The 13,341-nt window shown below is 63.3% G+C and carries 12 protein-coding genes; 8 read left to right on the forward strand and 4 right to left on the reverse strand.

Going from position 1 to position 13,341, the window contains the following annotated elements; all coding sequences use genetic code 11:
- Window positions 1–6 precede the first annotated feature (6 nt).
- Window positions 7–900, forward strand: coding sequence for a DUF6708 domain-containing protein (locus tag PRJ_RS16640; RefSeq protein WP_104962000.1), 894 nt, complete (start codon window positions 7–9; stop codon window positions 898–900).
- Window positions 897–1,154 (forward strand): PAAR domain-containing protein, encoded by a 258-nt coding sequence (locus PRJ_RS16645; RefSeq protein WP_064491505.1) that lies wholly within the window; start codon window positions 897–899, stop codon window positions 1,152–1,154. The genes PRJ_RS16640 and PRJ_RS16645 overlap by 4 nt, the downstream gene beginning before the upstream one ends.
- A 150-nt stretch (window positions 1,155–1,304) precedes the next feature.
- On the opposite strand, the gene PRJ_RS16650 is transcribed toward PRJ_RS16645, so the two are convergent.
- The gene (locus PRJ_RS16650; protein ID WP_104962001.1) at window positions 1,305–2,075 is read right to left on the reverse strand and encodes an IclR family transcriptional regulator; all 771 of its coding nucleotides are present in this window, start codon (window positions 2,073–2,075) and stop codon (window positions 1,305–1,307) included.
- A 156-nt stretch (window positions 2,076–2,231) separates the two neighbouring features.
- Between PRJ_RS16650 and PRJ_RS16655 the strand changes: the two genes are divergently transcribed.
- The 5 genes from PRJ_RS16655 (at window position 2,232) to PRJ_RS16675 (ending at window position 8,381) form a co-directional block, all read left to right on the forward strand.
- The gene (locus PRJ_RS16655; RefSeq protein ID WP_104962002.1) at window positions 2,232–3,041 is read left to right on the forward strand and encodes a shikimate dehydrogenase; all 810 of its coding nucleotides are present in this window, start codon (window positions 2,232–2,234) and stop codon (window positions 3,039–3,041) included.
- A 4-nt stretch (window positions 3,042–3,045) separates the two neighbouring features.
- Window positions 3,046–4,779 carry an FAD-dependent oxidoreductase gene (locus tag PRJ_RS16660; RefSeq protein ID WP_104962003.1) on the forward strand — a complete coding sequence of 578 codons (1,734 nt, stop codon included), beginning with the start codon at window positions 3,046–3,048 and terminating at the stop codon, window positions 4,777–4,779.
- A complete protein-coding gene (locus PRJ_RS16665) occupies window positions 4,764–5,084 on the forward strand; it encodes an NIPSNAP family protein (protein ID WP_003250862.1) in 321 nt (106 codons plus the stop codon). The genes PRJ_RS16660 and PRJ_RS16665 overlap by 16 nt, the downstream gene beginning before the upstream one ends.
- A 41-nt stretch (window positions 5,085–5,125) precedes the next feature.
- Window positions 5,126–6,814, forward strand: coding sequence for an FAD-dependent oxidoreductase (locus tag PRJ_RS16670; RefSeq protein ID WP_104962004.1), 1,689 nt, complete (start codon window positions 5,126–5,128; stop codon window positions 6,812–6,814).
- 241 nt (window positions 6,815–7,055) lie between these two features.
- A complete protein-coding gene (locus PRJ_RS16675; protein ID WP_012052802.1) occupies window positions 7,056–8,381 on the forward strand; it encodes an MFS transporter in 1,326 nt (441 codons plus the stop codon).
- Between the two features lie 148 nt (window positions 8,382–8,529).
- Here the strand turns inward: PRJ_RS16675 and PRJ_RS16680 are convergent, their stop codons facing one another.
- The 3 genes from PRJ_RS16680 to PRJ_RS16690 all read right to left on the reverse strand — a co-directional run bounded on the left by PRJ_RS16680 (window position 8,530) and on the right by PRJ_RS16690 (window position 11,342).
- Entirely contained in the window at window positions 8,530–9,345 is an 816-nt protein-coding gene (locus PRJ_RS16680; RefSeq protein ID WP_104962005.1) for a sugar phosphate isomerase/epimerase, read from the reverse strand.
- A gap of 29 nt (window positions 9,346–9,374) precedes the next feature.
- On the reverse strand, window positions 9,375–10,427 hold the full coding sequence (locus PRJ_RS16685; RefSeq protein WP_104962006.1) for a Gfo/Idh/MocA family protein: 1,053 nt from the start codon (window positions 10,425–10,427) through the stop codon (window positions 9,375–9,377).
- A 138-nt stretch (window positions 10,428–10,565) separates the two neighbouring features.
- Window positions 10,566–11,342, reverse strand: coding sequence for an IclR family transcriptional regulator (locus tag PRJ_RS16690; RefSeq protein WP_104962007.1), 777 nt, complete (start codon window positions 11,340–11,342; stop codon window positions 10,566–10,568).
- 193 nt (window positions 11,343–11,535) lie between these two features.
- Here PRJ_RS16690 and PRJ_RS16695 point away from each other — a divergent pair, with 193 nt between their 5' ends.
- Complete coding sequence (locus tag PRJ_RS16695) at window positions 11,536–13,248, forward strand: FAD-dependent oxidoreductase (protein ID WP_104962008.1); 1,713 nt, start codon at window positions 11,536–11,538, stop codon at window positions 13,246–13,248.
- Window positions 13,249–13,341 lie beyond the last annotated feature (93 nt).

The following is a 13,341-nucleotide window of genomic DNA, read 5'->3' on the forward strand; positions in this document are numbered from 1 at the left end:
CTGATCATGGCAACCATCTGGATATTCAACTCAATGTCAGACTCTGGACACAAGCCCTCTATCACAGGACAACTATTAAGCTTATCTGACACCATTTTATGCTTAAGGAATCCATGGGTCACAGACTCTGTCTTCATGGGAAAGCTGTATTGCGCAATAATTATTTTGTCAATTGCCGGCTTTTACCCACACTTACTATCCAGAGATATATGGCACATGTACGAATCCGCTCCATTACTGGCGACCGGATTCTTGCTTATGCCTTTCACTTTCCTACCTTTCCTCATTTATCGAATATATTTCATAAAACGCCTATCAAGCTTCTGCTTCAATCGGGCGACCCAAAAAATCTATTACCAACGTTTGAGCAAGGTACTCGTATTCGAATGGGCCAACACCGGAGGTGGCATCTTCAAACGCACCGAATACGGCGGCTCATCATTCAGCACCAGCTATGCCCTCGCCTTCGCCCCCCGCCGGGAAGACGGCAGCCTGCATCAAAAAGACTGCCTCTGGGTCGACAGCAACGAACCCTCCGAACCCGGCGTCAAGCATGTGGCCGAGGTATGGGAATACCTGCGCCACTTCATGGACCACGGCCCGGACAAACTCCCCCCGCCCGGTGAGCCCAACTGGTGGCACAAGCCACTCCATGCTATCTGCCTGACCCCGGCAGAAGCCTGGCGCCACTATGCCCCCTGGCGAACCGGCGAGCCCGGTGAAATGCAGGGCAAAAAGAACTGGCAATTGCCGTTCTGGGCCGTGCTGTTTCCCTACAACCTCTGCGTCGCCATTTGCTGGTACGGCATCTGCCGCCTGTTCAACGTCCGAGCAGCGCCACCGCCTCCCGAAGCATTTGAGGAAGCCCCCATTCAACCCGGCAAAAGGAAGCGCAAATGAAACCCATCGTACTGGTAGGCCATCGTCATAGCTGCCCGCTCCATGGCGAAGGCACTGTGGAATCCGGCGCAAGTGCAACATTCGTGGATGGCAAGGCCGTCGCTCGTATGGGCGATCGCATCAGTTGTGGCGCCGTTATCGAAACCGGCGCTGCCTGCACGATCATCGAGGGCCAGCCCGCAGCAAGGGAGGGTGACACTACCAGTCATGGAGGGACCTTGATCGAGGGGGACCAGGGTTGGCTCATTGATTGAAAGCCACTACCGGCCACCGAGCCGGATGCTGAAGCCTGACAGTCAACAGGTTTGGGCCGTCCAGCGGCCCAAAAGGCGAGCAAAGCCACCTTTCCAGGTGACCCGTTCTCACATTCATGGCGCCAGCCCGCAAACTGCGCCATGTCTGCGTCAATCCAGCACTGGCCGAAGCAACGCCTGCGCCTCATACAGGGTCGGTAAATACCGCAACCGTATCTCATCAATACTCAACCGCGATGCATGAGTAGTTATGGTCAGCGTGGCTTTCAACTGGCCGGCCCGCCCCAGCAATGGCACCCCCAGCACCCGCATACCGATTTCATATTCCTGATCAACGATACAGAACCCCTGCCCCTTCACGCGCTGTAGCTCAGCGTCCAGCTGCGCCCGGTCTGTCAGTGTGTAGGGCGTCAACGCCCGCAGCGGGTGACGGGCAAAGTATTCGTCCCGCGCCCCCTCATCCAGCCAGGCCAGCCAGACCCGCCCGCTGGCCGTGCAATACATGGGTACCCGCGAGCCCGGCCTGATCGACAAAGACGCCACATGGCTATACCGGCTACGCACCAGATGGATGATCTCATCGCCATCGCGGGTACCCACCGATACGTGCTCCTGGGTCTGCCGCGCCACCTGTTCAACAATCGGCCGCAGCATGCGCGGCAATTGCGCCGAGTCCACATAAGCCTGGCCGATACGCAAGGCCTTGGGGGTCAGCCAGTACTCACGACTGTCTGTTTCGGCAAAGCCCTCATGCACCAAGGTCAGCAGAAACCGCCGCACCGCACTGGGCGTAAGGCCAGATAACCTGGCCGCCTGCGGCACACTCAGACGCGGCTGCTCGGCGCTGAACAGTTGCATCAGCGCCAGGCCTTTCTGCAAGCCTGCGATCAGGTCACGGGGATGGATGACGGGTGTGTTCATGCATTCGACTCGCTACCAGAGGCATAAAAACAGCCGATTACTGCGATAACCGGATCATGACTGCGATTATCGCATTAAGTGGCCGCTTGGCGCATTGTTGCTCACGCCCCTCTGCCTCACCCTTGGCGCCATAACAACGCCAATAAGGAGGTCAGCATGATTCGAGGTTCCACTGAACTGGTCGCCATCGTCGGTTCGCCCATCGCCCAGGTGAAGTCTCCGGAAAACTTCAACACCTGGTTCAACCACAACAACTGCAACCTCGCCATGCTGCCCTTCGACCTGCACGAGGCGGCGCTGGACAGCTTTGCGGATACCCTGCGTGGCTGGCAGAACCTACGCGGTTGCGTGGTCACCGTGCCCTACAAGCAGGCGCTGGCCAACCGCGTGGACGGCCTGAGCGTGCGCGCAGCTGCCCTGGGTTCGGTCAATGTGATACGCCGCGAGCGCGACGGACGCCTGCTGGGCGACAACGTGGACGGCGCCGGCTTCCTCGGCGCTGCGCACAAGCATGGCTTCAAGCCGGCGGGCAAACGGGCACTGGTGATCGGTTGCGGCGGTGTTGGCAGTGCCATTGCCTATGCACTGGCTGAGGCAGGGACCGCCAGTATTACCCTCAGCGACCCCAGCACAGCACGCATGGGTGCTGTATGCGAACTGCTCGGCAACGGCTTCCCCGGGCTTACGGTCAGCACACAGTTCAGTGGGCTGGAAGACTTCGACCTGGTGGCCAACGCGTCCCCAGTCGGCATGGGCACCCGCGCAGAGCTGCCGTTGTCCGCCGCCCTGCTGGCTACCCTGCTGCCAGACACCCTGGTCGCCGACGTGGTCACCTCACCCGAGATAACCCCGCTGCTGAACCGCGCGCGGCAAGTAGGTTGCAGGATCCAGACTGGCCCGGAAATGGCCTTCGCCCAACTGGGCCACCTTGGCGCCTTCATGGGCGTCACACCGTTGGAGATCTGAAGCCATGACGACTCTGGAGCACACACACAACAGCTTCGACCTGGTTGTGTTGGGCAGTGGTGCCGGTGGTTTTGCCGCTGCCGCCACAGCGGCCCGCCGCGGGCTGAAGGTGCTGATGGTGGAAAAGGCCGAACGCTTTGGCGGCACCTCGGCGATTTCTGGCGGCGCGGTGTGGCTGTACGGCACCGACCAAGCCCGTGACGCCGGCGCCAAGGATTCCCCCGAGGCAATGCGCACCTACCTCAAGCAGGTCATCGGCGACGGCTACGACCCCGCCTTGGGCGATGCCTTCATCGAGCATGGCCACCAGGCGCTGCGCTGGCTGGAGCAGAACACCGAACTGCGTTATGCCCTGCGCCCACTCTCGCCCGACTATTACCCGGATGCACCCGGTGCCACTCAGTTCGGCCGGGCGCTGGAAATGGTCGAATACGACGGCAAGCACCTCGGCACACGCTTCCAGGACCTGCAGATGCCACCGCCCGGCATGCTGCTGTTCGGCGGCATGATGGTCAACCGGGTGGATATCCAGCATTTCCTCAGCATTCGCCGCTCACCCAGGTCACTGTGGCATTGCCTGAAGCTGATGGCGCGTTACGCGCGCGACCGCCTGCAGCACCCACGCGGCACCCGGCTTACCACCGGCAACGCATTGATCGCCCGCCTGGCCACCAGCGCCTTCGCCCACGGCACGCAGTTGTGGTTGCGCAGCGAAGCCGTGGAGCTGATCGCCGAGCGCGGCGTGATCACGGGCGTGGTCGTACAGCGCGAGGGCCGCCGTGAGCGGGTAATGGCCCGTGGTGGCGTGGTGTGCGCCATGGGCGGATTCGCAGCAGGCGCAATGGCCGCCGACTACCGCCCGGCTCAAAAGGCGCCGCACCTGACCCTGTCACCACCGGCCAACGACGGAGCCGCCCTGCGCCTTGCCCAGGCCGTGGCAGCAGCCGAGGGCGAGGGCCTGGCGGCCAACTTCTTCTGGGCACCGGTTTCCGAACTACGTCATGCCGATGGTGAACGTGAGCGCTTCCCGCACCTGGTCACAGACCGCGCCAAGCCGGGCGTTATTGCGGTAGACCAAGCCGGGCGGCGCTTCGTCAACGAGTCCGACTCCTACCACCACTTCGTGCACACCATGTTCGCCAAAGGCATTGCCAGCTGCTGGCTGGTCTGCGATGCCGAGGCAATGAACCGGTACGGGCTTGGCCTGGCGCGGCCCAAGCCCGTCAACAACCAGGCGTTGATCGATGCAGGCTACCTGTATCGGGCCACCACATCGCAGGCACTGGCCCTGGCCATCGGCGTCGATCCACAGGTGTTTGCGCAAACACTTGCACAGTTCAACAGCGATGCCAGCAATGGCATCGACCGCGCCTTTGGCAAAGGCGGCAACAGTTACAACCGCTACATGGGCGACCCGCAACATACGCCCAACCCATGCTTGGCACCCCTGACCAAGGGGCCGTTCTACGCCATCCGTATTCACACCGGCGACCTCGGTTCAGCCCGTGGCCTGGTGACCAACGCCGATGCCAACGTGCTGAACCGCAACGGCTTGCCGATTCCCGGGCTGTATGCGGTGGGCAACGACATGAACTCACTGATGAAGGGCACCTACCCCGGCCCCGGCATCACTCTGGGCCCTGCCCTCACCTTCGGCTGGCTTGCTGCCAACCACATCACCGCGCGCCTGCAGGCGCCGGCTACCCCTACGGAGAACCCGGCATGTACTACGAACTGAGAACCTACACCCTCGACCCATTGAAAATGGCCGACTGGCTGGCCCTGTACCAAAGCCACGCACTCGAGGTGCAGAGCGAACACCTGGGCAACCTGGTGGGCTTTTTCACCAGCGAGTTCGGCGACGTCAACCAAGTGGTGCACATCTGGGGCTATGCCAGCCTCGACGACCGCATGGCACGCCGCGCAGCCATGGCGGCAGACTCGCGCTGGGCGGAATTCTCGCGACGCAACCGCGAGCTGGGCGCGGTACTGCGCCTGCAATCACGGCTGCTGCGCCCGACCGGTTTCTCGCCGCTGCAGTAAGCCACACGCCACTTCTTCCAACAGCCGAGCGGACCCCTTCCATGCCCCCCCTTGAATGTGACGTACTCGTCATCGGCTCCGGCGCCTCTGGCCTGGCTGCCGCCGTAACCGCCGCGCATCATGGCCTGACAGTGGTCGTCGCGGAAAAAGCCAGCCAGCTGGGCGGCACCAGCGCCTGGTCGGGGGGCTGGTTGTGGATACCGCGCAACCCGCTGGCCATCGCCGAAGGCATCGTCGAAGCCGACGATGCCCCGGAGCGCTATCTGCGTGCGCAAACCCACACACGCGAGCTGGACCCGCGTCAACGCGCCTTCCTGCGCCATGGTCCGGAAATGGTGGCGTTCTTCGAGCAACACACAGCCGTGCAGTTCCAGTGCGGTAGCCGTATGCCCGACATGCGTGAAGGCGATGGCAGTGCACGCGGCGGTCGCTCGCTGTGTGCATTACCTTACGACGGGCGACGGCTGGGGCCTTGGCTGCACACGTTACGCCCACCGCTGGACATCGTCAGCCTGGCCGGCATGGGCATTGCCGGGGGCGCCGACATGGCTGCCTTCTTCAACGCCACACGCTCGCCCAAGGCAGCGCTGCATGTTGGCAAGCGCCTGTTGCGCCATGGCCGAGACTTGCTGCTGCACCGTCGCGGCTTGCATCTGGTCAATGGCAACGCGCTGGTGGCGCGCCTGCTGCGCAGCGCCCTTGATCGTGGCGTGACATTGCTGACCGAGAAAGCGGCCAGCCGTCTGTTGTTGTGCGAAGAACGGGTCAACGGCGCGCTGTTTGCCGATGGCCAAGCGATCTACGCACGGCGTGGTGTGGTGCTGGCCTGCGGTGGCTTCCCACATGATCGCCAGCGTATCTCGCAGCTGATGCCGCACGCGCCGGACGGTGACCAGCATTACTCCGCTGCGCCCAGGGAGAATAGCGGTGATGGTTTGCGCCTGGGCGAACAGGCGGGTGGGCGGGTGTCTGCGGCAGGCGCCCACGGGGGCGCCTGGGCGCCGGTATCGCAGGTACCGCGCCGCAATGGCCATTTCGGCCATTTCCCACACCTGATCGACCGTGCCAAGCCCGGTTTCATCGCCGTGCGCCGCGATGGTCGGCGCTTCGTCAACGAAGCCGATTGCTACCACGACTTCATGAACGCGCTGTTCGCCGCCACGCCGCAGGCTGAGCAGCCGGAGGCCTGGCTGATCTGCGACCATGCTGCGCAACGGCGCTATGGCATCGGTTGGGCCAAGCCCTTTCCCTTCCCTACCCGCTTCTATCAGCGCAGTGGCTATTTGCACAGCGGCGCTACCCTGGCGCAACTGGCGCAGCGCTGCGGGATCGACGCCGAGCAGTTGCAGCGCACGGTGGAGGGCTTCAACCATCATGCGGCACAAGGTGAAGACCCTACCTTTCTACGTGGCGCGTCGGCCTACAACCGGGCCCAAGGCGACCCGCAGCAGGCACCTAACCCGTCGCTTCGGCCGTTGCTGAAGGGGCCGTTCCATGCGGTGAAACTGCTGCCAGGCAGCCTTGGCACCTTCGCCGGCCTGGATACAGACGCCTCAGCCCGCGTACTGGACCACGCAGGGCAGCCGATACCCGGGTTGTTTGCAGTGGGTAACGACATGCACAGCGTGATGGGTGGGTACTACCCGAGCGGCGGCATTACCCTTGGCCCTGGGATGACCTTCGGGTATCTGGCCGGTAGAGCGTTGAGCGGGAGCTGTGCACATCATTGATGTCGGTGTTGCGCGCATCAGGCAACCAGGGCCAAAGCCTTCTACCCTTCAGTGAGGTGAATACCTGCCGCGCCCGCAGGCCAACGCAACCGTTCGATAACCGAACAGTAGCCCGTCTCTTGAATTGACGCTGCCGTCTTCACTGCTCACCATGCACCGGCCTTGCGTGCCCCCCTGCCTGGGAAACGGTCACGTACCCGTAGCACCGCAGCTGAATACAATTTCAAGAAACGAGCAGTCTATGAACCACTCCAAGATCCCCCCCGCCGCGCCCCGGATGTCCCAGGGCTCGATCGGCGACAAGCTCCGCGGCGCCTTCGGCGTCGGCAAGACCCGTTGGGGCATGCTGGCCCTGGTGTTCTTCGCCACCACCCTGAACTACATCGACCGCGCCGCCCTCGGCATCATGCAGCCCGTGCTGGCCAAGGAAATGAGCTGGACGGCGATGGACTACGCCAACATCAATTTCTGGTTCCAGGTCGGCTACGCCATCGGTTTTCTGCTGCAAGGCCGGCTGATCGACAAGGTCGGGGTCAAACGGGCGTTCTTCTTCGCTGTACTGCTGTGGAGCCTGGCCACGGGTGCCCACGGCCTGGCCACCTCGGCGGCAGGTTTCATGGTCTGCCGCTTCATCCTCGGCCTGACCGAGGCCGCCAACTACCCGGCCTGCGTCAAGACCGTGCGCCTGTGGTTCCCGGCGGGTGAGCGGGCCATTGCAACGGGGCTGTTCAACGCCGGCACCAACGTTGGCGCCATGGTCACCCCCGCGCTGTTGCCGCTGATCCTGGCTGTGTGGGGCTGGCAGGCTGCGTTCATCGCCATGGGCAGCCTGGGCCTGGTGTGGGTCGTGTTTTGGGTGCTGAAATACTACAACCCTGAAGACCACCCCCGCGTGCGTCAGAGCGAGGTGCAGTACATCCAGCAGGATGATGAGCCCGAGCCGACCCGCGTGCCGTTCAGCCGTATCCTGCGCCTGCGTGGCACCTGGGCTTTTGCAGTGGCCTATGCGATTACCGCGCCGGTGTTCTGGTTCTACCTGTACTGGCTGCCGCCGTTCCTGAACCAGCAATACAGCCTGGGCATCAACGTGACCCAGATGGGCATCCCGTTGATCATCATCTGGCTGACGGCAGACTTCGGCAGTATCGGGGGAGGCATCCTGTCGTCGTGGCTGATCGGCCGTGGCGTGCGCGCCACGACAGCGCGCTTGGTGTCCATGCTGATCTTTGCCTGCACCATGCTCAGCGTCATCTTTGCCGCCAACGCCAGTGGACTGTGGGTCGCGGTGGCGGCCATCTCGATCGCGGTAGGCGCGCACCAGGCGTGGACGGCGAATATCTGGAGCCTGGTGATGGACTACACACCCAAGCATCTGGTGAGCACCGTATTCGGCTTCGGCAGCATGTGTGCGGCAATTGGCGGGATGTTCATGACGCAGATTGTCGGCAGCGTGCTGACCGCTACCAACAACAACTATGCCGTGCTGTTTACCATGATCCCCGCCATGTACTTCCTGGCGCTGGTGTGGATGTATTTCATGGCACCGCGCAAGGTCGAGAGCGCCTGAGAGCGCTAGCCACTTACCTCTACGGGGCCCTTGCGGGCCCTTTTTTTGGCTTGGAGTTTCTTGAGAAGCGGATAACGACAATGCAGCGTTCGGTATGGGTTCACTCGCGAACGTGGCGTAGCCGGTGCCATGCGCCACGTTCGCTCGATCAGACCGCGGCCAACACTGCCTTGGCTTTCTCCAGCGCCATGCGCGCGCGCTGTTCGCCGCTGATGCCCTGCTCCAGCAATTGCCGCGTGGGGATTTCCAGGCTCAGCGGCACGCTCGGCGGCAAGGCGCGTAACAGGCCAACCAGGTCGGCATCGCCATCACCCGGGAAGCGTCGCTCGTTACGCGCCTGGCGCAGGATCTCGTCCATGTCGGCCGGTACCGGGCCAGCAACGTCACACAGTTGGGCATAGCGCATGCGCTGCGGCTTCAGCTGCGCCAGGTCGTCCAGCGAAGACCCGGAGCGGTTGAAGTGGAAGGCATCCACCAGTACGCAGCCATTGGCGCGGTCGGCGTTGGCCACCACCCGCATGGCCTGGCGCAGGTCACGTACGTCGGTCCAGGGCATGAACTCCAGGTGAGGGTGAATGCCGTATTGCGCCGCCAGCTCGCACAATGCGGCAAAGCGTTCGGTCAGGCGCGCTTCGTCGGGGTCGTTGCCCGCTACCAGCAATTCAGTGCCACCCAACCCGGCGCCCACCGCCAGGATCGCTTCGAAATCGGCCACACAGGTTGCCGGCTCAAGACGCAGGATCTCCAGGTCGAGCACCTTGATGCCCGTGTCGCGCAGGCGCGCCTGGGTTTGCCGACGCAGTTCGGCATCGGCAACCAACGGGAAATGCCGCTCTTGTTCGGTGGCTGGCACCAGCCGTAGGCCGACATGGCTGTAACCCGCTCGGGCGGCGGCCTCGACCATGTCCGGTGGAGACAGCTCGAGCACCGTCAGGGCCGCGAGGGAAAAAATTCGATCAGTCATTTATCATCACCAGCAATAGTAAGGTTGTGTCAGCCAATGTGCTCAGGCGCGCAAGCCCGACCGCTTTGGGCTGCCTGCTTTATCGCTTCGATCAGCGCCAGTGTGCGCCCCCCGTCGGCAGCGTCGATCAGCGGCGCCTGTTCACCCCGGGCAACCCGCACAAAATGCTGCAATTGCAGGGTCAATGCCTCGCCGGCGGGGATGCTTTCCGAGCTTTGCAACAGGGGCGTATGCCAGCCCGAGCCTGCCTCGGCGTAATGCCAGCGCTTGAGCTGGGGAATGCTCAGTGCTCCTTGGGTACCGGCCAGCAGATAGCACGGCTGGCCATCCTGGCGCGGGTACACAGGGCTTTCGCCAGTGTCCAGCTCCCAGCTCCACGGAGCAGCCACCGCGTCAGACCCGGTCAGGCTGCCCAGGGCACCGTTGGCAAACTGCAACAGCACTGCGGCGCTGTCTTCGTTGGCAAAACCGCGTACATCGTTGCGGGTGAAGGCTTGCACCTGCACCACCTCGCCGCACAGGTAACGCAACAGGTCAAGGTCGTGGATCAGGTTGGTCAGCAAGAAGCCGGCCCCTGGCTCGCGACGCCAGGGCGTTTCGAAATAGCTGTCGGGCTTTTGCAATTGCCACAGCGCGGTGACGTTGATCAGACGGCCCAGTTTGCCTTCGTTGATAACCTGGTGCGCCTTGGCGATCAGCGGATTGTGTCGGCGATGGTGCCCTACAAGCACCGGCACACATCGGCGGCGTGAGGCTTCCACCAGTGCACGCACTTCATCCAGGTGCACCCCCACCGGTTTTTCCAGCAGCACCGGCACCCCGGCCTCGACACAATCCAAGGCGGTGGCAACATGCAGGTTGTTGGGGTTGGCGACGATCACTGCCTCGGGGCGCACCTGCTCCAGCATTTGCCGGTGGTCGGCAAAGCAGGGCACGCCACACTCGGCAGCGAAGGCCTCGGCCTGCGGGCCGGGGTCGGCCACGGCACACAGTTGGGCTTGCGGCACATTGCGCAAATGCTGGTAATGCTGCCGGCCCATGATGCCGGCGCCAATCAAGGCAATACGAAGGGGTGCGTTCAACAGCCTGTCCTCTTGTCATTGTTGTTATGAAATTCTGAAACCGGGTTCCACAATTCACACTCGACAATTTAGAACCAAGTTCAGCTTTTCAGAAGAACAGGCGCAACAGACTGTGCGGTAATCGACCGGAATATCCCCTCAGGCAAACAGCTCGCTGGCGGGACTGGCCGCCGACAGCTCTTCTGCCGCCGCCAGCAATAGCGGTGCCAGCGCTGTAAGGCGGCTCTGTGCCAGCCGCGCGCTGGGCCCGGCGATGCTCAGTACGCCGATCACCTCGTCACTTTGCGGGCGGCGCACCACTGCGGCCAGGGCTGAGGTGCCGATGGCGGAGGTTTCCTCGACCCAGGCATAACCGCGCTCGCGCGCGCGGTGCAGGTAGGCGAGCAGCTCGTCGGTGGAGCGTGGCGCGTTCGGGCCGAACTGGTCGGGGTCGGCAATACCTTGGCGCAACACCATCTGCAGCGCCTGCTCATCGTCCAGGCTGGCCAGCCAAGCATGCCCGGAGGCGGTATAGAACAGCGGCGCGTCGCGCCCCATATCCGGGTCATAGCGCAGCCCGGAGCGGGCCCCCTGGGACTTGGCGATCCAGGTTTGCCGGGCACCGTCGATCACCCCAAGGCGCACGAGTTCGCCGCTGTCCTGGGCCAGGCGGTCAAGAATCGGCTGGATGATGTCGGCACCGCTGCTGGCCAGGTAACGAAAGCTCAGCGCTACCAGCTTGGCCGACAGCTGATAGCGGCTGTTTTCCCGGTTCTGGCGCACATAGCCCAGCCGCACCAGCTCTGTGAGCATGCGGTGCGCAGCGCTTTTGGGAATGTCCAGGCGCTCGGCCAGGGTTTGTAACGGCAGCCCTTGGGGCTCACCGGTAAGGCTTTCTACAAGACTGAAGGCGCGTTCGATCTGACTACCAGCCATGTCACAGGTCCCTGATTTTTTTGCGGATTCTAGAAGATGATTCCACATCGTCGCTACCCAGCGCAGCTCGGGCCAACTCGAATGTCCGATGATCGCCCAGTTCTTGCCGGACTTGGCCATTCCGCCCTTGCAGCCCCCTACCTGCTGATAAGAATATGGAACTTAGTTCTAATAAAAACACAGGAAACCCGCAATGCCTTCCGCTCCTCTCGAAACCGAATGCGATGTACTGGTCATAGGTTCTGGCGCCGCCGGGCTGGCGGCGGCCGTCACGGCTGCCTGGCATGGGCAGAAGGTGATCGTGGCGGAGAAAGAACCGGTGTTTGGCGGTGCCACCGCCTGGTCCGGCGGCTGGGCCTGGGTGCCACGCAACCCGCTGGCGCGCAGGGCCGGCATCGAGGAAGACATCGAACAGCCGCGGACTTATCTGCGCCATGAGCTGGGGGCAAACTACAATGCCGAGCGCGTCGATGCCTTCCTTGAGGCGTGCCCGCACATGGTGGCGTTTTTCGAGAAGTACACGGCGTTGCAGTTTGCCGACGGCAATGGCATCCCGGACATGCATGGCGATACGCCGGGGGCAGCCCTTGGCGGCCACCAGGTGATCGCCGCGCCCTACGACGCCCGCGAGGTTGGCGCCCTGCTGCCACGCTTGCGCAAGACCATGCGCGAAACCTCGTTCATGGGCATGCCGATCATGGCCGGTACCGACCTTGCCGCCTTCCTTAACATGACCCGCTCGCCCAAAGCCCTGCTGCACGTGTGCAAGCGCTTTGGCCGCCACCTGTACCACCTGGCCCGCCATGGTCGGGCCATGCACCTGGTCAACGGTGTGGCACTGGTGGCGCGCCTGGCTAAATCGGCACAGGACCTGGGTGTGCACCTGCAAGCGTCGGCGCCGGCCAAACGCCTGCTGATCGAGGGTGGCCAGGTACGCGGGGCGTGGGTCGCGACGCCACAGGGCGAGCAGCTGATCCGCGCCAAGGCCGTGGTGCTGGCGGCAGGTGGTTTCCCCAATGACAACGCCCGGCGCCAGCAACTGTTCCCGCGCGATGCCAGCGGCCACGACAACCTGGCGCTGCCGCCCAAGGGGTGTTCTGGCGATGGCCTGCGCCTGGGCGAATCCGCCGGCGGTGTGGTTGCCACCGACCTGAAGTCGCCGGTGGCCTGGGCACCGGTTTCACAGGTGCCGTATCGCGACGGCAGCGTCGGCCACTTCCCGCACATTATCGAGCGCGGCAAACCGGGCGTTATCGGCGTGCTGGCCAACGGCAAGCGTTTCGTCAACGAAGCGCATGGCTATTACGACTATGTGTCGGCCATGGTCGCTGCAGTGCCGCAGGGTCAGGAGGTGTGCTCGTGGCTGGTTTGCGATCATCGCTTCTTGCGCCGCTATGGCCTGGGGCATGCCCGCCCGGCACCGCTGCCGGTAGGGCCGCATGTGCGCAACGGCTACCTGAAACGCGGCGCCACGCTCGAGCAACTCGCCCAGGCCTGCGGCATTGACCCTTCCGGGCTGCGGGCCACGGTCACTGACTTCAATAGCCATGCCCGTAACGGCCAGGACCCGGCGTTTGGCCGTGGTTCCACGCCGTTCAACCGCAAGCAGGGTGACCCTCAGCACAAGGGCCCTAACCCTTGCGTGGCGCCCATCGAGCACGGGCCGTTCTATGCGGTGAAAGTAAAGCCCGGCTGTTTTGGCACCTTTGCCGGGTTGCGCACCGACGGCAATGCCCGCGTACTGGATGAGGCCGGGCAACCGATTGCAGGCCTGTACGCAGCAGGTACCGACATGGCCAGCGTGTTTGGTGGCTGGTACCCGTCGGGCGGTATCAACCTGGGGCCGGCGCTGACCTTTGGCTATGTCGCCGGGCGGCACATTGCCGGGGTGCAGGGGTACGAGTGAGCTGACCCACAATACCCGGGTGGTCGGCGCTCTGCTGGAGGACGCAGGGAAAGGTCGTGGCGCTTGAATCGAGTGCCACGCGGTCTGATTGTT

Origin of the sequence: Pseudomonas sp. XWY-1 (genome assembly GCF_002953115.1) — a bacterium.
Classification (GTDB): Bacteria; Pseudomonadota; Gammaproteobacteria; order Pseudomonadales; family Pseudomonadaceae; genus Aquipseudomonas; species Aquipseudomonas alloputida.